This is a genomic window from Microbacterium sp. MPR-TSA4, assembly GCF_058792815.1.
In genome coordinates, this window is record NZ_JBXAFF010000001.1 from 152,889 (window position 1) to 170,872 (window position 17,984).

Sequence of the window (17,984 nt, forward strand, 5' to 3'; positions counted from 1 at the left end):
GCACACGTGCCGGCGCCGCCCGCGCCGTCGGGGATCAGAACGGCAGCAGCGGATCGATCGCGATCGCGACGAACAGCAGCGTGAGATACGTGATCGACGCGTGGAAGACGCGCATCGGACGGATCTGCTCGCCCCGGACGGCGCGGTTGTACAGCACGTGGGACTCGACGATGAACCAGCCGCCGAACACGAGCGCGGACGCCGTGTAGACGAGTCCCATCCCCGCGACGGGGATGAGCAGCAGCGAGGAGGCCACCGTCGCCCAGGCATAGAGGATGACCTGCAGGCCCACCTGGAGGCCGTCGCGGGTCGCGCCCAGCATCGGCACGTCCGCCTCCTGGTAGTCGCCCTTGTACTTCATCGAGAGCGGCCAGTAGTGCGGAGGCGTCCACAGGAACACCAGCAGGAAGAGGATGAAGGGCGTCCAGGTCAGCGAGCCCGTGACGGCCGACCATCCGATGAGCACGGGGAAGCAGCCCGCGATCCCGCCCCAGACGATGTTCTGCTCGGTGCGCCGCTTGAGCAGGATCGTGTAGATGACCACGTAGAAGAAGATGGCGACGGCGCTGAGCGCGGCCGCGAGCGCGTTCGTCGTGACCAGCAGCCACACCGTGGAGGCGACGGCCAGCGTCCAGGCGAAGATCAGCGCTCCGCGCGGAGACACCTCGCCGGTGACGAGCGGCCGGTTCTCGGTGCGTCGCATGTGGGCGTCGATGTCGCGATCCAGGTACATGTTGAAGGTCGCCGCCGACCCCGCGCTCATCGCGCCGCCGACGACGGTGGCGAGGACGAGCCAGAGGTCCGGCATCCCGCCCTGGGCGAGGATCATGACCGGCACGGTCGTCACGAGCAGCAGCTCGAGCACGCGAGGCTTCGTGAGGGTGACGTAGGCGCGGATCTTCCGACCGACGGCCTGCCGCGCGATGGGGTCGCTCACGGCGGACACGCTCGACTGCACCATGCCCCGGATCCCCTTTCTCGGTAGAACCCAGTCTAGGTCACGCTCTCCCCACCCTTGCATCCACTCCACTGGATATGATTCACTATGTTGAACAATGAGGTCAGGTCGGGATTGTCACGGATGACATACGGGGCTTCGGGCCCATGCCTCTTCGCTAAGCTGAAATCACAGGCGTCGCCGAGCGCCGGCAGGGTGCGACCGACGTCGCCGAGGCCGGTTCGAGTGTCGGACGCACTCCCCCTCTTTTCGAAAGGGCACCACGTGTCGGAACTGGCTTGGGATGAGATCGATCGGCGCGCGGTGGACACCGCTCGCGTGCTGGCCGCGGATGCGGTCGAGAAGGTGGGCAACGGCCACCCCGGCACGGCGATGAGCCTTGCGCCGGCCGCGTACCTGCTCTATCAGCGCGTCCTGCGCCACGATCCCTCCGACACCCACTGGCTGGGCAGGGACCGCTTCATCCTCTCCGCCGGTCACTCCTCGCTCACGCAGTACGTGCAGCTCTACCTCGGCGGCTTCGGCCTCGAGCTCTCCGACCTCGAGGCGCTGCGCACGTGGGGATCGCTGACCCCGGGCCACCCCGAGTACGGACACACGAAGGGCGTGGAGATCACGACCGGCCCGCTCGGGCAGGGCCTGTCCTCCGCCGTCGGCTTCGCCTACGCGGCTCGCTACGAGCGCGGCCTGTTCGACCCCGAGGCCGCAGCGGGCACGAGCCCCTTCGACCACTTCGTGTACGTGATCGCCGGCGACGGCGACCTGCAGGAGGGCGTGACCAGCGAGGCCTCGAGCCTCGCCGGCCACCAGAACCTCGGCAACCTGATCGCGATCTACGACTCCAACCAGATCTCGATCGAGGACGACACCAACGTCGCCTTCACCGAGGACGTCGCGGCGCGCTACGAGGCCTACGGCTGGCACGTGCAGACCGTCGACTGGAAGAAGACCGGCGAGTACGTCGAGGACGTCGCCGAGCTGTACGCCGCCATCGAGGCGGCCAAGGGCGAGACCGACAAGCCGTCGCTCGTCATCCTGAAGACCATCATCGGCTGGCCGTCGCCCGGCAAGCAGAACACGGGCAAGATCCACGGCTCCGCCCTCGGCGCCGACGAGCTCGCCGCGACGAAGAAGGTGCTGGGCTTCGACCCCGAGAAGTCCTTCGTCGTCGCCGACGACGTCATCGCGCACACCCGCGCCCTGCGCGACCGCGCCGCCGAGGCGCGCGCCGCCTGGCAGGCCGACTTCGACGCCTGGGCCGCCGCCAACCCCGAGCGCAAGGCGCTGCTGGACCGCCTCGAGGCGGGCGAGCTGCCCGCCGACCTCTCGGTGCCGAGCTTCGAGTCGGGCAAGGAGGTGTCCACCCGCGCGGCGTCGGGTCAGGTCATCAACGCCCTCGCGGCGCAGCTGCCCGAGCTGTGGGGCGGTTCCGCCGACCTCGCAGAGTCGAACCTCACGACCATCAAGGACGCGAAGTCGTTCATCCCCGCCGAGTGGTCCACGCACGAGTGGTCGGGCGACCCCTACGGCCGCGTGCTGCACTTCGGCATCCGCGAGCACGCGATGGGCGCGATCGTCAACGGCATCAAGCTGCACGGACCCACGCGTCCCTTCGGCGGCACGTTCCTGATCTTCAGCGACTACATGCGCCCCCCGGTGCGCCTGGCCGCGCTGATGGACATCCCGTCGATCTTCGTCTGGACCCACGACTCCGTCGCCCTCGGCGAGGACGGCCCGACGCACCAGCCGATCGAGCAGCTGTCGACGCTGCGCCTCATCCCGAACTTCACGGTGGTGCGCCCCGCCGACGCCAATGAGACGTCCGCGGCCTGGCACGAGATCGTGCGCCGCACCAGCGGCGGTCCGGTGGGCATCGCCCTGACGCGACAGAACATCCCGGTGTTCCCGCGCGGCGAGGCGGGCTTCGCCACGACCGACGGCGTCGCCAAGGGCGCCTACGTGCTGATCGACGCCGAGGGCGGCGAGCCCGACGTGATCCTCATCGCGACCGGTTCCGAGGTGCAGCTGGCCGTCGCGGCGCGCGAGACGCTCGCCGCCGACGGCATCCGCGCCCGCGTCGTCTCGGCTCCGTCGCTGGAGTGGTTCGCCGAGCAGGATGCCGCCTACCGCGAGTCCGTGCTGCCGAGCGCCGTGAAGGCGCGCGTCTCCGTCGAGGCCGGATCCACGCCGCTGTGGCGCAGCATCGTCGGCGACACCGGCCGCACGGTCGGCATCGACCACTTCGGCGCCTCCGCCGACTACAAGACCCTGTTCGAGAAGTTCGGCATCACCGCCGACGCGGTCGTGGAAGCGGCCCGCGCAACCGTCAAGGAGAACGCATGAGCACCCCGACCCCGACCCAGCAGCTCGTCGACGCCGGCGTCAGCATCTGGCTCGACGACCTCTCCCGCACGCGCATCGACTCGGGCAACCTCGCCCAGCTGATCGACACGCGCAACGTCTCCGGCGTGACGACGAACCCCTCGATCTTCCAGGCGGCCATCGGCAACCAGGACGACGACTCGTACGACGCCCCGCTGGCCGCGCTCGCTTCCTCGGGCGCCGACGTGGACACCGCGATCTTCGAGCTGACCACGACCGACGTCCGCGACGCGGCCGACATCTTCCGCGGTGTCTACGACGCCACGGGCGGCGTCGACGGGCGCGTGTCGATCGAGGTCTCCCCCGATCTCGCCCACGACACCGACGGCACGATCGCCGAGGCCAAGAAGCTCTGGGCCAAGGTCGATCGGCCCAACGCGCTCATCAAGATCCCCGCGACGAAGGCGGGCCTGCCCGCCATCACCGCGGTGATCGCCGAGGGCATCTCCGTCAACGTGACGCTGATCTTCTCGCTCGAACGGTACGAAGAGGTCATCGACGCCTACCTGGCCGGCCTGGAGCAGGCCGCGGCGAACGGTCACGACCTGTCCGGCATCCACTCGGTCGCCTCCTTCTTCGTGTCCCGCGTGGACACCGAGGTCGACAAGCGTCTGTCGGCGTTCGAGAGCGAAGACGCCGAGGCGCTCAAGAGCCGCGCCGGCCTGGCCAACGCCCGCCTCGCCTACGAGCTGTTCGAGAAGAAGTTCTCGGCTTCGCGAGCGCAGGAGCTGGTCTCCGCCGGCGCCACCGTCCAGCGCCCGCTGTGGGCCTCGACGGGCGTCAAGGACCCGGCGCTGCCCGACACGCTCTACGTCACGGAGCTCGTGGCCCCGGGCACCGTCAACACGATGCCGGAGAAGACCCTCGAGGCGACCTTCGACCACGGCGTCGTCACGGGCGACACCGTCACGGGCGCCTACGAGGACGCGCATCTCGTCTTCGCGCAGCTGGCCGACCTCGGCGTCGACATCGCCGATGTCACCCAGACGCTCGAGGACGAGGGCGTCGCCAAGTTCATCGCCTCGTGGCAGGACCTGAAGAAGACGGTCGCCGAGGCGCTGGCCGAGGCCCCGGAGACCAGCCGGTGAGTTTCGAGATCCACGTCTCGGGACACGTCAAGGACGTCGTCGCGCAGACGCTGCCGGGTCTGGTCGACAGCCTGGTCGCGAGCGGGATCACCGCGGGGGACCCCGATCTCTGGGGTCCGGATGCCGCAGCCGAAGCCGCCGTGCGTCTCGGCTGGGTCGAGGCCGTGAGCGTCTCGCGACCGCTGCTGCCCGAGATCGCCGCCCTGCGGGAGGACTTCGTCGCCCGCGGGCTCACGCGCATCGTCCTCGCCGGGATGGGCGGATCCTCGCTGGCCCCCGAGGTCATCACGCGGACGGCCGGTGTGCCCCTCGTGATCCTCGATTCGACCGATCCCGCCCAGGTGCTCGCCGCGATCGACGGCGACGCCGAGAGCGGCGGCCTGGAGCGGACCGTGCTGGTCGTGGCCTCCAAGTCCGGTTCCACGATCGAGACGGACTCGGCGCGACGCGCGTTCGAGGCCGCCTGGTCCGATCTCGGGATCGACCCCGCCGAGCGGATCGTCGTCGTCACCGACCCCGGTTCCCCGCTCGAGCAGTCCGCGCGCACATCGGGCTACCGCGTGTTCACGGCCGACCCGAACGTGGGCGGGCGGTACTCCGCCCTCACCGCGTTCGGCCTCGTGCCGTCGGGACTGGCCGGCGCCGACATCGCCGAACTGCTCGACGAGGCCGAGGCCACCCTGCTCGAGGTCGCCATCGACGACCCGCGCAACCCGGCGCTCACCCTCGCCGCGGCGATCGCCGGCGGCGATCCGCGCCGCGACAAGATGGGGCTCGTCAGCGACGGCACGCACATCGTGGGTCTGCCCGACTGGATCGAGCAGCTCGTCGCCGAGTCCACCGGCAAGAACGGAACCGGCATCCTGCCGGTCGTCCTGCTGCCGGTGTCGCCCGAGGTCGACCGCACGCCCGCCGATCTGCAGATCGTGCGCCTCGTCGACGACGCGGTGCACTTCCGCCTCATCGAGCAGCACCCCGACGAGGTGCTCGTCAGCGGTTCGCTCGGCGCGCAGTTCGTCGTCTGGGAGTACGCGACCGCGATCGCGGGCCGCATGCTGGGCATCGATCCGTTCGATCAGCCCGATGTCGAGTCGGCGAAGGCGGCCGCGCGCGGTATGCTCGAGACGCGGCCCGACATCGGCGCACCCGCGTTCACCGTCGACGGCGTCGAGGTGCGCGTGTCCGACCCCGCCCTCGCCGCCTCCGGCACGCTCGCCGGCGTCCTCGACGCGCTGTGGGCGCGGCTCGGCGCCGACGGCTATGTCGCGATCCAGGCGTACGCGGACCGCACCGCGGTTCCGCAGCTCGCCGGCATCCGCGAGCTCATCGCCGCCGACAGCGGGCGTCCGACGACCTTCGGCTGGGGTCCCCGGTTCCTGCACTCCACGGGTCAGTATCACAAGGGCGGGCCGGCGAACGGCGTGTTCCTGCAGATCATCGGCGCCGGAGAGGTGGATCTGGAAATACCGGGCCGCCCCTTCACGTTCGGTCAGTTGATCGCCGCTCAGGCGGCCGGCGACGCCGACGTGCTCGTCGCGCACGGACGACCGGTGGTCACCCTCACCCTGACCGACCCGCAGGTCGAGGTGCTTTCGCTGTTCGAGGCCGCGCAGTAGCCGCGGCCCAGGAGGAGTCTTTTCCCGATGACTGCCGAGATCTCGCGCGAGCACAACCCGCTCCGCGACCCCGATGACCGACGCCTGAATCGCATCGCCGGACCGAGCGCGCTCGTGATCTTCGGCGTGACGGGCGACCTGTCGCGCAAGAAGCTCATGCCCGCCGTCTACGACCTCGCCAATCGCGGGCTCCTGCCGCCGGGGTTCGCCCTCGTCGGCTTCGCGCGTCGCGACTGGGAGGACCAGGACTTCGCGAACGTCGTCCACGACGCCGTCCGCCAGCACGCGCGCACGCCGTTCCGTGAGGAGACGTGGAAGCAGCTGCTGCAGGGCATCCGCTTCGTCTCCGGCGAGTTCGGCGACGACGACGCGTTCCGCCGGCTGCGCGAGACGGTCGAGAAGCTCGACGTCGAACGCGGCACCATGGGCAACCACGCGTTCTACCTCTCGATCCCGCCGCGCGACTTCCCCATCGTCGCGAAGCAGCTGAAGGACTCCGGACTGGTCGACGACCGGTCCAACAACCCCGACGCGTGGCGTCGCGTCGTCATCGAGAAGCCGTTCGGCAGTGACCTGCAGACGGCGCGTGAGCTGAACGCCGCGCTCGAGGTCGCCTTCCCGGCCGACTCGATCTTCCGCATCGACCACTACCTCGGCAAGGAGACGGTGCAGAACATCCTCGCGCTGCGCTTCGCCAACGAGCTGTACGAGCCGATCTGGAACGCCAACTACGTCGACCACGTGCAGATCACGATGGCCGAGGACATCGGCGTCGGCGGCCGCGCGGGCTACTACGACGGCATCGGCGCGGCACGCGACGTCATCCAGAACCACCTCCTGCAGCTGCTGGCGCTGACCGCCATGGAGGAGCCGATCTCCATGGACGCGAAGGACCTGCGCGCCGAGAAGGAGAAGGTGCTGGCCGCCGTCCGGCTGCCGGAGGACCTGTCGACCGCCACCGCCCGCGGGCAGTACGGCGGCGGCTGGCAGGGCGGCGAGAAGGTCACCGCCTTCCTCGAGGAGGACGGCATGAACCCCGCCTCGACCACCGAGACGTACGCCGCCATCAAGCTCGAGATCGGCACGCGCCGCTGGGCGGGAGTGCCGTTCTACCTGCGCACGGGCAAGCGCCTCGGGCGCCGCGTCACGGAGATCGCCGTCGTCTTCAAGCGCGCCCCGCAGCTGCTCTTCCAGCGCAACCAGACGCTCGAGCTCGGCCAGAACGCGCTCGTCATCCGGGTGCAGCCCGACGAGGGCGTGACGATCCGGTTCGGATCGAAGGTGCCGGGCGCGGGCAACGAGGTTCGCGACGTCACGATGGACTTCGGCTACGGCCACGCGTTCACCGAGTCGAGCCCGGAGGCGTACGAGCGCCTCATCCTCGACGTCCTGCTCGGCGACCCGCCGCTGTTCCCGCGCCACGAGGAGGTCGAGCTCTCCTGGAAGATCCTCGACCCGGTCGAGGAGTACTGGACCCAGCAGGGCGGACCTCTCGAGCAGTACTCCCCCGGTTCGTGGGGGCCCCCGTCCGCCGATGAACTCCTGGCCCGTGATGGCCGCGTCTGGAGGCGCCCGTGATCGTCGACCTGCCCGACACCACCGTGTCGAAGATCGCCCGCTCGCTCGTGAGCGTGCGGGAGGAGGGTGGCGCGGTCGCGCTCGGCCGCGTGCTGACGCTCGTGATCGTGACGACCCACGGCCTGCACGAGGAGGCCATCGAGGCCGCGAACGACGCCTCCCGTGAGCACCCGATGCGCGTCATCGTGCTCATCGCCGACCCCGAGGGCGACGCCAAGCTCGACGCGCAGATCCGCGTCGGCGGGGATGCCGGGGCCAGCGAGGTGGTCGTGCTGCGCGCCCGCGGCGACGTCGCGACCAACCAGGAGGGACTCGTCACGGGTCTGCTGCTGCCCGACGCCCCGGTCGTCGCCTGGTGGCCCGACTTCCCGCCCGCCGAGCCTGCGGCGTCCGACATCGGCCGGATGGCGCAGCGGCGCATCACGGATGCGTCGACCAAGCCCTACGCGAAGGATCGTCTCTCGCGTCTCGGGCCCTCGTACGCCCCCGGAGACACGGACCTCGCCTGGACCCGGCTCACGCACTGGCGCGAGCAGCTCGCCGCCGTGCTCGACCAGCCGCCCTACGAGCCGGTGACGGCCGTGGAGGTCGTCGGCGCCGGCAGCTCGCCCTCGACGGGGCTGCTCGCCGCGTGGCTGCGGCTGAAGCTCGACGTCCCCGTGCAGTGGCGCTATTCGGCCCCCGAGGAGTGGGAGCACGGCATCCAGAAGGTGCGTCTCGTGCGCGCGACGGGAGACATCGTCCTCGAGCGGACGAACGACATCGACGCGACGCTGACGCAACCCGGACAGCCCTCGCACGACATCGTCCTGCCGCGCCGCACGCTCCGCGAATGCCTCGCCGAGGAGCTGCGTCGGCTCGATCCCGACCTCCTGTATGGTCGAGTGATCACGGAGGGCTGGGAGCTGCTGGGGCCCCCGACCACGACCGAGTCCTAGGAGTTCCGATGGCGCAGATGTGGACCGAGAAACGGGTCGTGATCAGTCCGGACGCTCCGACGCTCGCCGCCGCCGTCGCCGACCGCCTGCTGGCGCGCCTGGCGCGCCGCTCGGCGGCCGGCAAGACCACCCACATCGCCCTCGCCGGCGGTCAGATCGGCACCGCCGTGCTGCGCGCGGCCGGCGCGAGCCCCCGACGGGCGGACGTGGACTGGTCGCACGTGCACGTCTGGTGGGGCGATGAGGTCTTCGCGGCGGCCGACGATCCCGAGCGCCACGAGCGCGCCGCGCGCGAGGCGCTCCTCGCGTGCATCGACGTCCCCGCGGCGAACGTCCACGCGATCGCGGCGAGCGGCGACGCTCCCGACGCGGATACCGCGGCATCCGCGTACGCCGACGAGCTCGCGCGCTTCGGCACCGACGAGCACGCGTGGCCCGAGTTCTATGTGTGCTTCCTCGGGGTCGGCTCCGACGGTCACATCGCCTCGCTGTTCCCCGACCGCGGCGAGATCCAGGTGACCGACCGCACCGCGGTCGCCGTACGCGACGCGCCGAAGCCGCCGGCGGTGCGTGTCACGATGACGCGACCGGTGATCAACTCGGCACGCTGCGTGTGGCTGGTCGTTTCGGGCACCGACAAGGCGGCGGCCCTGGGCCTCGCCCTCGCCGGCGCCAGCTACGAGACGGTGCCCGCCGCCGGGGCGAAGGGGCGCAAGAAGACGGTGTTCTTCGTCGACGACGCCGCCGCCGCGAACGTGCCCGCCGAACTGATCGACCAGGACTTCTGAGCGGACGCCGTCCTCGCGGACGCGTCGGCGGCGGCTGCCGCCGCGATCAGGCCTGGCCGCGGCGCTCGCGCAGCTGCTGGAGGGCGTCGTCGAGGAGGGCGTCGGCCTCTTCCTCGGTGCGACGCTCCTTCACGTACGCGAGATGCGTCTTGTAGGGCTCGGTCTTCGCGAGCGCCGGAGGATTCTCCTTGTCGCGGCCCGCGGGAAGCCCGGAGTGCGGGGAGTCGATGACCTCGGGGATCTCCTCCTCGGCGATGCCCGCGGCGAAATAGCGCACGGTCTCGTTGCCGAGCGCGTCCCAATACGACACGGCGATACGGTCGGCGTGGTGACCGTGGTCCTGCTCACCCATCGGACCGGCACCCACACGAGTGCCGCGAATAGCGTTTCCGCCCGTTGCCATCAGAGCCCCTGGAACTTGGTGATGAGTCCGAGCGCGACGATCGCGACGAACCAGACGAGTGCGAGCACGACCGTGAAGCGGTTCAGGTTGCGCTCAGCGAGACCGGACGACCCGAGAGCAGAGCTCATGCCGCCGCCGAACATGTCCGACAGACCGCCGCCGCGTCCCTTGTGCAGCAGGATCAGGAGGGTCAGCAGGAGGCTGGTGATGCCCAGCAGCACCTGCAGCACGAACTCGAGGATGTCCACAGTCGATGAAGCCTTTCGCGGCGCCCGCGTCGTCGGGCGCACAAGGGTCGAGTATACCTGCGTTTCGGCTCGCACCCCGCGGTACCCGCCCAACGACCGGGGGGTCGCCCCCACCGGTCGTTGAGCGAGCGAAGCGAGTCGAAACGCAGAGCGAAGCGAGTCGAAACGCAGAGCGAAGCGCGTCGGACGGCGTCAGACGCCGACGTGCTTCTGGTAGCGGATGATGGCCGCGAACTCGTCCGCGACGAGGCTCGCACCACCCACCAGCGCGCCGTCGACGTCGGGCTCGCGCATGAAGCTGGCGATGTTGCCCGACTTCACCGACCCGCCGTACAGCACGCGCGTGCGAGCGGCGGCATCCGCGCCGAGCACCTCGGCGAGCACGCCGCGCAGCGCGACGCACACCTCCTGAGCCTGCTCGGGAGACGCCACCTGTCCGGTGCCGATGGCCCACACGGGCTCGTACGCCACGACGATGTCGGCATCGGCCGGCACGCCTTCCAGCGCGGCCCGCAGCTGAGCGACGGACACGGCCGTCGGCCCCGACTCCTCGCGCTGCTCGAGCGTCTCGCCCACGCAGATGACGGGGACCAGACCGTGCTTGAGCGCAGCCTGCACCTTGGCGGCGACGATGGCGTCGCTCTCGTGGTGGTACTCGCGACGCTCGGAGTGCCCGATGATGACGTAGCGGCAGGCCAGCTTGCTCAGGAACGCGCCGGACACCTCTCCGGTGTAGGCGCCGGAGTCGTGCGTCGACAGGTCCTGCGCGCCGAGCGCGAAGGGGATCTTGTCGGCGTCCAGCAGCGTCTGCACGGTGCGGATGTCGGTGAAGGGCGGGAAGACCGCGACCTCCACCGAGCCGTCCTCGTGTCCGGCGTCCTTCAACGTCCAGTGCAGCTTCTGCACGAACGCGACCGCCTGCAGGTGGTCGAGGTTCATCTTCCAGTTGCCGGCGATGAGCGGTGTGCGCGCCATCAGCTCTCCCATCCGAGGATCTCCAGCCCGGGGAGCTTCTTGCCCTCCAGGAACTCCAGGCTCGCGCCGCCGCCGGTCGAGATGTGACCGAACTGGTCGTCCGCGAAACCGAGCTGACGCACGGCCGCGGCCGAGTCGCCACCGCCGACGACGGACAGGCCGTCGACCTCGGTGAGCGCCTGGGCGACCGTCTTGGTACCGGCAGCGAACGCCGGCATCTCGAACACGCCCATGGGGCCGTTCCAGAACACGGTCTTCGCGCTGCGGATCGCGTCGGCGAAGATCTCCGCCGTGCGCGGACCGATGTCCAGGCCCATGCCGTCGGCGCCGAAGGGGGTGTCCTCCAGCGCGTCGGCGGCAGCGACCACGTGGTCGGCGTCGGCCGCGAAGCCCGAGGCCATGACCGCGTCGACCGGGAGGATCAGCTCCACGCCGCGCGCGGCGGCATCCGCGATGTAGCCCTTCACGGTCTCGATCTGGTCGGTCTCGAGCAGGCTCTTGCCGACCTTGTGGCCCTGGGCCGCGAGGAAGGTGAAGAGCATGCCGCCGCCGACGAGGATCTTGTCCGCGCGCGGGAGGAGGTGCGCGATGACACCCAGCTTGTCGCTCACCTTGGAGCCGCCGAGCACGACGGCGTAGGGACGCTCGGGGTTCTCGGTCAGGCGGTCGAGGACGTCGACCTCCTTCTCGATGAGGTACCCGGCCGCGGAGGGCAGCAGCTCGGCGAGGTCGTAGACCGACGCCTGCTTGCGGTGGACGACTCCGAAGCCGTCGGAGACGAGGGCGTCGCCCAGAGCGGCGAGCTCCTCCGCGAACGCACGACGCTCGGCGTCGTCCTTCGCCGTCTCCCCCGGGTTGAACCGCAGGTTCTCGATGACGGTGACATCGCCGTCCTCGAGGGCCGCGACGGCCTCCTGTGCGGAGGTGCCCACCGTGTCGCGCGCGAACACGACCGGCTTTCCGAGCAGCTCCGACAGCCGCTGGGCGACCGGCTCGAGGCTGTACTTGGCGTCGGGCGCGCCGTCGGGGCGTCCGAGGTGGGAGCACGCGATGACCCGCGCCCCCTGGTTGATGAGCTCGTTGAGGGTCGGAAGAGCCGCCCGGATACGGCCATCGTCCGTGATGACGCCGTCCTTCAGAGGGACGTTGAAGTCAACACGGACGATGACGCGCTTACCGGCCAGCGACCCGAGGGATGCAAGGGTGCGCAAAGCCATGGCGAAGCCTCAGAGCTTGTCGGCGACGAGCTCGGTGAGGTCGACGAGGCGGTTCGAGTAGCCCCACTCGTTGTCGTACCACGACGAGACCTTGACGAGGTTGCCCGAGACGTTCGTCTGGCCCGCGTCGAACACCGACGAGTGCGGGTCGAGCTGGATGTCACTGGAGACGATGGCGTCCTCGTTGTACTTGAGGTAGCCGACGAGCTCGCCCTCCGCGGCAGCCTTCTTGTAGGCCGCGTTGATGACCTCGGCGGTCAGGCCCTCGGTGGGCGTGATGATCGTGAGGTCGACGATCGAGCCGGTGGGAACCGGCACGCGGTACGACGAGCCGCTCAGCTTGCCGTTGAGCTCGGGCAGCACGAGGCCGATGGCCTTGGCGGCACCCGTCGAGGCCGGGACGATGTTGATCGCGGCGGCGCGCGCACGGTGCAGGTCGCTGTGCGGGCCGTCCTGCAGGTTCTGGTCGGCCGTGTAGGCGTGCGCGGTCATCATGAAGCCGCGCTCGATGCCGAAGTTGTCGTTGAAGACCTTGGCCAGCGGCGCGAGGCAGTTCGTGGTGCACGACGCGTTGGAGATGATGTTCATCGTCGCCGAGTCGTACTCGCCGTCGTTGACGCCCATGACGAAGGTGCCGTCGACATCTGTGCCGGGAGCCGAGATGATGACCTTCTTGGCGCCGCCGTCGAGGTGCTTCTTGGCGTCGGCGGCCTTGGTGAAGCGGCCGGTCGACTCGATGACGATGTCGACACCGAGCTCGCCCCAGGGGAGGTTCGCCGGGTCGCGCTCTTCGAAGACCTTGATGGCCTTGCCGTTGACGGTGATGGAGTCGGCGTCGTACGAGACCTCCGCGTCGAGGCGGCCGCCGACGGAGTCGTACTTCAGCAGGTGGGCGAGGGTCTTGTTGTCGGTGAGGTCGTTCACCGCCACGATGTCGAGGTCAGCCCCCTGCTCGAGCGCGGCACGGAGGAAGTTGCGGCCGATACGGCCGAAGCCGTTGATTCCGATCTTGACAGACACGTTGTCTCCCGGTTCATGTCGCGACGGCGACGGCGTTTCGACGCGCCAGTCGCGAACTTGGTGTGTGAAGGAAAAAGGATGCCGGGTCACCTGCCCGTCGCCGGGAGGGACCCGGCATCCTCACCTGGTCATGAGACTACTACTTGAGCAGTCCGGCCGTCTTCTCGCGCGCCGTCGAAAAGCGCTCTGCGACGTTGCCCCAGTTCGCGATGTTCCACACGGCCTTGACGTAGTCCGCCTTGACGTTGAGGTAGTCGAGGTAGAAGGCGTGCTCCCACATGTCGAGCTGGAAGATCGGGACGGTGCCCTGCGCCGTGTTGGACTGCTGGTCGAAGAGCTGCTGGATGATCAGCTGCTCGCCGATCGGGTCCCAGCTCAGCACCGCCCAGCCGGAGCCCTGGATGCCGGTCGCGGCGGCCGTGAAGTGCGCCTGGAACTTTTCTAAGCCGCCGAAGAACTCCTCGATCGCGGCCTTCAGCTCGCCCTCCGGCTGTCCGCCGCCGCCGTCGTTCGCGGGAGCCAGGTTGGTCCAGAAGATCGAGTGGTTGACGTGGCCTCCGAGGTTGAACGCGAGGTCCTTCTCGAGCTTGTTCACGTTGGCCAGGTTGCCGCTCTCGCGGGCCTCCGCCAGCTGCTCGAGCGCCGTGTTGGCTCCCGTGACGTACGCCTGGTGGTGCTTGTCGTGGTGGAGCTGCATGATCTTGCCGCTGATGTGCGGTTCGAGGGCTGCGAAGTCGTAGGGGAGGTCGGGCAGCGTGTAGATCGCCATGTTCTCTTCTTCCTGTCGTCGGCGCCGCAACTGCGCTGCGGCGATGGGACATTGCCATCCTATTGAGGTGCAACGCTGCCGGCAGGGGGTTGTTCCCACCGCGACCGACGTGTACCGCCGCGCACGCGCCCCGTGACGCGGGGGTCAGTCCTCGAGGCCCTCGGGCACGGCGGAGTCCGTACCGGGGATGCCGGTGCTCACGGCCTTCTTGTCGGCCATCGCGAGCAGACGCCGGATCCGGCCGGCGACGGCATCCTTCGTCAGCGGGGGGTCGGCGTGGTGGCCGAGCTCGTCGAGGCTCGCGTCGCGGTGGGACAGCCGCAACTCCCCCGCCTCGCGCAGATGCTCGGGGACGTCGTCTCCCAGGATCTCCAGTGCGCGCTCGACGCGGGCACAGGCGGCGACGGCCGCCTGCGCGGACCGACGCAGGTTGGCATCGTCGAAGTTGACCAGACGGTTGACGCCGGCGCGCACCTCGCGGCGCTGACGCATCTCCTCCCAGGCCTGGGCGGTGCGCACGGCACCCATCTCGGCCAGGGCGATACGGATCGCCTCGCCGTCGCGGACGACAACCCGGGGAACGCCGCGGACCTCACGGGCCTTCGCCGCGATCCCGATGCGATGGCCGGCGCCGACGAGCGCCATGGCCGCCTCGCCCGAGGGGCAGGCGATCTCGAGCGCCGCCGAGCGTCCGGGGTCGGAGAGGGTGCCGCTGGCCAGGAACGCGCCGCGCCAGACCGCCGCGAGGTCGTGGCGCGCCCCCGTGGTGAGCTTGTTGGGCAGGCCGCGCACCGGGCGACGGCGCGCGTCGAGCAGTCCCGTCTGTCGGGCGAGGGTCTCGCCGCCCTCGATGACGCGCACGGCGAAGTGCCCGCCGGCGCGGCCGCCCGAGGCCTGCACGCGGTGCAGCTCGGGGCGCACGCCGTACAGCTCCATGATGTCGCGCGCGACGCGACGGGCGAGCGGATCCGTCTCGAGCTCGGCCTCCACGGCCACGCGTCCCGCGATCGAGTGCAGGCCGCCGGAGAAGCGCAGGATCGCGGTGAGTTCGGCCACCCGCGCCGTGGGACGAGGGTCGCGGACCGCGGCCAGCTCGGACTTCACGTCAACGGTCGGCGACACGGCGATCCTTCGTTCGGGGGGCGGGGACAAACATCCAGCCTACTCGCGACCGAGGTCGCGATGCTTCACCCGTACGGCCACACCCGGCACCTGCGACAGGCGGTCGGCCAGCTCGATCGCCGTCACGACCGAGCGGTGCTTGCCGCCCGTGCACCCGACGGCGAGAACGGAGTGGCGCTTGTTCTCGCGCTGGTAGCCCGCGAGGACGGGGCGCAGGGCCGTCGCGTACGCGTCGATGAACTCGCGCGCGCCCTCCTGCGCGAGCACGTAGTCGCGCACGGGCTCCTCCTCGCCGGTGTGCCCCTTCAGCTCCGGGATCCAGAACGGGTTCGGCAGAAAACGCATGTCGGCGACGAGGTCGACGTCGGTGGGGAGGCCGTACTTGAAACCGAAGCTCATGACGGTGATCGTGTGCCGCGCCGCGCCCTCCTCGCTGAAGAGGTCGACGACGCGGTTCGCCAGCTGGTGGATGTTCATCGCGCTCGTGTCGATGATGACGTCGGCGCTCTCGCGGATGACCGCCAGCCGCTCGCGCTCGCGCTGGATGCCGTCGAGGATCGTGCCGTCGCCCTGCAGCGGATGCGGGCGCCGGACCGACTCGAATCGGCGCACGAGCACGTCGTCGCCCGCGTCGAGGAACAGCACGCGCAGCTGACGACCCGCGCGCAGGGCGCTGGTGACCGCCGGCAACGCCTGGAAGAGGTCGCGGCCGCGCACATCGACGACCGCCGCGAGCTTCGGCAGCGCCCCGCCGGCCATCTCGGTGAGTTCGAGCAGCGGCCCCAGCATCTGGGGCGGGAGGTTGTCGACGACGTACCAGTCGAGGTCTTCGAGGGCGTTGGCCGCGGTCGTGCGACCGGCACCGGACATGCCCGTGACGATCAGCACCTCGCCGGCGGGCTGGTCATCTGCCACGTGCACTCCCCAGGACTGATCGCATGCCGATCCGGATACGAACAGCCTATCGATTCGCGAGGCGCTGCTCGATCGCCGCCGCGAGCTTCGGCCCGATGCCGGGTAGGGCGGTCATCTCGTCGGCCGTCGCGGCGCTCAGCGCGGTGACGGAGCCGAAGTGACGCAGCAGGGCCTTGATGCGCGCGTCACCGAGTCCCGGCACCTCACCGAGCACGGTCGAGATGTCGCGCTTGCGACGCTTGCGCTGGTGCGTGATCGCGAAGCGATGGGCCTCGTCTCGCAGGCGCTGCAGGAGGTAGAGCGCCTCGGAGGTGCGCGGCAGGATCACGGGGTAGTCCTCCCCCGGCAGCCAGATCTCCTCGAGCCGCTTCGCGATGCCGCACAGGGAGATCTCGGTGTGCCCGGCATCCTCGAGCGCCCGCGCCGCCGCCGCGACCTGCGGCGCGCCGCCGTCGACCACGAGCAGCTGCGGGCGGTAGGCGAAGCGCGGACGCTTGCGCTCCGTGACGACGGGGGCGTCCGGATCGGCGTCCGGGTCGCCCTCCACGGCGACCGTGGCGGCATCCGGCAGCGCCTCGTCGCGGTCGATGTGGGCGAGCCGACGGGTCAGCACCTGGTAGAGCGAGTCGGTGTCGTCCGTGGTCTCGGGAACGCCGAACGATCGGTACTGGTCCTTCCTCGGCAGACCGTCCTCGAAGACGACCATGGAGGCGACCACGTTCGTGCCGGACAGGTGCGACACGTCGTAGCATTCGATGCGCAGCGGCGCCTCGTCCATCCCGAGCGCGATCTGCAGATCGGTGAGCGCCTTCGTGCGCGCCGTGTAGTCGGACGTGCGGCGGGTCTTGTGCAGCAGGAGCGCCTGCTGCGCGTTGAGCGTCGCCGTGCGCATGAGATCGGCCTTGCGACCGCGCTGCGCGACCTGGAGGGTGACCCGCTTGCCCCGACGCTCCTGCAGCCACTGCTCGAGGTCGGCGGCGTCGTCGGGCAGCGTCGGCACCAGCACCTGCCGCGGGATGTCCGCCGCCGTCGCGGAGCCGTAGGTGCGCTGCACCACCTGGTCGACGAGGTCGGCGCCCGAGATGTCGAGCTCCTTGTCGATCGTCGTGGCGCGCACACCCCGCACCCGGCCGCCGCGCACGACGAAGTGCTGCACGGCGGCCGACAACTCGTCTTCGGCGATGCCGAACAGGTCGGCGTCCGTGTCCTCCGCGAGCACGAGCGAGCTGCGGCTGAGGACGGCGTCGATCGCCTGGAGACGATCGCGGTAGAGCGCCGCGGACTCGTAGTCCATCTCCGCCGAGGCCTCGCGCATGCGGGCGGTCAGCTCGCGCGCGAACCGCTGGTCTCCGCCGGACATGAACGCGACGAAGTCGTCGACGATCGCCCGGTGCTCCTCGATCGTCACCTTCATCGAGCAGGGGCCCCCGCACCGACCGATCTGCCCGGGGAAGCACGGCCGCCCGGTGGCCATCGCCTTCTTGTACGAGGCGTCGGAGCAGGTGCGGATCGGGAACACCTTGATCATCAGATCGATGGTGTCGTGCACCGCCCACACCTTCGGATACGGCCCGAAGTAGCGCGCTCCGGGGATGCGCCGATTGCGGGTCACGATGACGCGGGGCGCCTCGTCGGCCAGCGTGATCGCCATGTACGGGTAGGACTTGTCGTCCTTGTAGCGCACGTTGAACGGAGGCGAGAACTCCTGGATCCACATGTACTCGAGCTGCAACGACTCGACGTCGCTGGCGACGACGGTCCACTCCACGGATGCCGCGGTCAGCACCATCCGGCGCGTGCGCTCGTGGAGGGTGTGCAGCGGGGCGAAGTAGTTCGACAGCCGCGCCCGGAGGTTCTTCGCCTTGCCGACGTACAGCACGCGGCCGTCGGCGTCGCGGAACCGGTACACGCCGGGCTGGGTCGGGATCTCTCCCGGCCGCGGCTTGTACGGCAGGTCGGACGCCACC

At 70.0% G+C, this 17,984-nt stretch carries 16 protein-coding genes; 6 read left to right on the forward strand and 10 right to left on the reverse strand.

Features of this window, described 5'->3' with window-relative positions; translation table 11 throughout:
• Positions 1-34: 34 nt before the first annotated feature.
• A complete protein-coding gene (locus tag AC1Q49_RS00770; protein WP_060958696.1) occupies positions 35-961 on the reverse strand; it encodes a heme o synthase in 927 nt (308 codons plus the stop codon).
• A gap of 261 nt (positions 962-1,222) precedes the next feature.
• Between AC1Q49_RS00770 and tkt the strand changes: the two genes are divergently transcribed.
• From tkt to pgl, 6 genes are read left to right on the forward strand one after another with little or no spacing between them, the layout of a single operon-like run.
• Complete coding sequence (gene tkt, locus AC1Q49_RS00775; protein WP_061781721.1) at positions 1,223-3,301, forward strand: transketolase; 2,079 nt, start codon at positions 1,223-1,225, stop codon at positions 3,299-3,301.
• Positions 3,298-4,428, forward strand: coding sequence for a transaldolase (tal, locus tag AC1Q49_RS00780; RefSeq protein ID WP_492490666.1), 1,131 nt, complete (start codon positions 3,298-3,300; stop codon positions 4,426-4,428). The genes tkt and tal overlap by 4 nt, the downstream gene beginning before the upstream one ends.
• Positions 4,425-6,044: a phosphoglucose isomerase-related protein gene (locus AC1Q49_RS00785; protein WP_492490667.1), complete on the forward strand. Its 1,620-nt coding sequence runs from the start codon at positions 4,425-4,427 to the stop codon at positions 6,042-6,044. Before tal ends, AC1Q49_RS00785 begins: the two co-directional genes overlap by 4 nt.
• 27 nt (positions 6,045-6,071) lie before the next feature.
• Positions 6,072-7,622, forward strand: coding sequence for a glucose-6-phosphate dehydrogenase (gene zwf, locus AC1Q49_RS00790; protein ID WP_060958700.1), 1,551 nt, complete (start codon positions 6,072-6,074; stop codon positions 7,620-7,622).
• Positions 7,619-8,560, forward strand: a complete 942-nt coding sequence (locus tag AC1Q49_RS00795) for a glucose-6-phosphate dehydrogenase assembly protein OpcA (protein WP_060958701.1) — start codon at positions 7,619-7,621, stop codon at positions 8,558-8,560. The genes zwf and AC1Q49_RS00795 overlap by 4 nt, the downstream gene beginning before the upstream one ends.
• A gap of 8 nt (positions 8,561-8,568) precedes the next feature.
• Positions 8,569-9,348 (forward strand): 6-phosphogluconolactonase, encoded by a 780-nt coding sequence (gene pgl, locus AC1Q49_RS00800; RefSeq protein ID WP_492490668.1) that lies wholly within the window; start codon positions 8,569-8,571, stop codon positions 9,346-9,348.
• A gap of 46 nt (positions 9,349-9,394) precedes the next feature.
• Here pgl and AC1Q49_RS00805 read toward each other — a convergent pair whose 3' ends face one another.
• The 9 genes from AC1Q49_RS00805 to uvrC form a co-directional block, all read right to left on the reverse strand.
• The gene (locus AC1Q49_RS00805) at positions 9,395-9,751 is read right to left on the reverse strand and encodes an RNA polymerase-binding protein RbpA (protein ID WP_060958703.1); all 357 of its coding nucleotides are present in this window, start codon (positions 9,749-9,751) and stop codon (positions 9,395-9,397) included.
• Complete coding sequence (gene secG, locus AC1Q49_RS00810; RefSeq protein WP_060958704.1) at positions 9,751-9,999, reverse strand: preprotein translocase subunit SecG; 249 nt, start codon at positions 9,997-9,999, stop codon at positions 9,751-9,753. Before secG ends, AC1Q49_RS00805 begins: the two co-directional genes overlap by 1 nt.
• 192 nt (positions 10,000-10,191) lie before the next feature.
• Positions 10,192-10,974 (reverse strand): triose-phosphate isomerase, encoded by a 783-nt coding sequence (gene tpiA / locus AC1Q49_RS00815; protein ID WP_223848940.1) that lies wholly within the window; start codon positions 10,972-10,974, stop codon positions 10,192-10,194.
• On the reverse strand, positions 10,974-12,191 hold the full coding sequence (locus tag AC1Q49_RS00820) for a phosphoglycerate kinase (RefSeq protein ID WP_060958706.1): 1,218 nt from the start codon (positions 12,189-12,191) through the stop codon (positions 10,974-10,976). The genes tpiA and AC1Q49_RS00820 overlap by 1 nt, the downstream gene beginning before the upstream one ends.
• Positions 12,192-12,200: 9 nt before the next feature.
• Positions 12,201-13,211 carry a type I glyceraldehyde-3-phosphate dehydrogenase gene (gap, locus tag AC1Q49_RS00825; protein WP_060958707.1) on the reverse strand — a complete coding sequence of 337 codons (1,011 nt, stop codon included), beginning with the start codon at positions 13,209-13,211 and terminating at the stop codon, positions 12,201-12,203.
• Between the two features lie 139 nt (positions 13,212-13,350).
• Positions 13,351-13,980, reverse strand: coding sequence for a superoxide dismutase (locus AC1Q49_RS00830; RefSeq protein ID WP_492490669.1), 630 nt, complete (start codon positions 13,978-13,980; stop codon positions 13,351-13,353).
• Between the two features lie 144 nt (positions 13,981-14,124).
• Entirely contained in the window at positions 14,125-15,102 is a 978-nt protein-coding gene (gene whiA, locus AC1Q49_RS00835; protein WP_060958709.1) for a DNA-binding protein WhiA, read from the reverse strand.
• A gap of 39 nt (positions 15,103-15,141) precedes the next feature.
• Positions 15,142-16,017, reverse strand: coding sequence for an RNase adapter RapZ (gene rapZ / locus AC1Q49_RS00840; RefSeq protein WP_060958858.1), 876 nt, complete (start codon positions 16,015-16,017; stop codon positions 15,142-15,144).
• 46 nt (positions 16,018-16,063) lie between these two features.
• Positions 16,064-17,983, reverse strand: coding sequence for an excinuclease ABC subunit UvrC (uvrC, locus tag AC1Q49_RS00845; RefSeq protein ID WP_492490670.1), 1,920 nt, complete (start codon positions 17,981-17,983; stop codon positions 16,064-16,066).
• Position 17,984: the final 1 nt, after the last annotated feature.

Coding starts and splice junctions, on each gene's coding strand:
- AC1Q49_RS00770 (WP_060958696.1), bottom strand. CDS start 961: ATGGTGCAGTCGAGCGTGTCCGCCGTGAGCGACCCCATCGCGCGGCAG.
- tal (WP_492490666.1), top strand. CDS start 3,298: ATGAGCACCCCGACCCCGACCCAGCAGCTCGTCGACGCCGGCGTCAGC.
- zwf (WP_060958700.1), top strand. CDS start 6,072: ATGACTGCCGAGATCTCGCGCGAGCACAACCCGCTCCGCGACCCCGAT.
- pgl (WP_492490668.1), top strand. CDS start 8,569: ATGGCGCAGATGTGGACCGAGAAACGGGTCGTGATCAGTCCGGACGCT.
- AC1Q49_RS00805 (WP_060958703.1), bottom strand. CDS start 9,751: ATGGCAACGGGCGGAAACGCTATTCGCGGCACTCGTGTGGGTGCCGGT.
- tpiA (WP_223848940.1), bottom strand. CDS start 10,974: ATGGCGCGCACACCGCTCATCGCCGGCAACTGGAAGATGAACCTCGAC.
- AC1Q49_RS00820 (WP_060958706.1), bottom strand. CDS start 12,191: ATGGCTTTGCGCACCCTTGCATCCCTCGGGTCGCTGGCCGGTAAGCGC.
- AC1Q49_RS00830 (WP_492490669.1), bottom strand. CDS start 13,980: ATGGCGATCTACACGCTGCCCGACCTCCCCTACGACTTCGCAGCCCTC.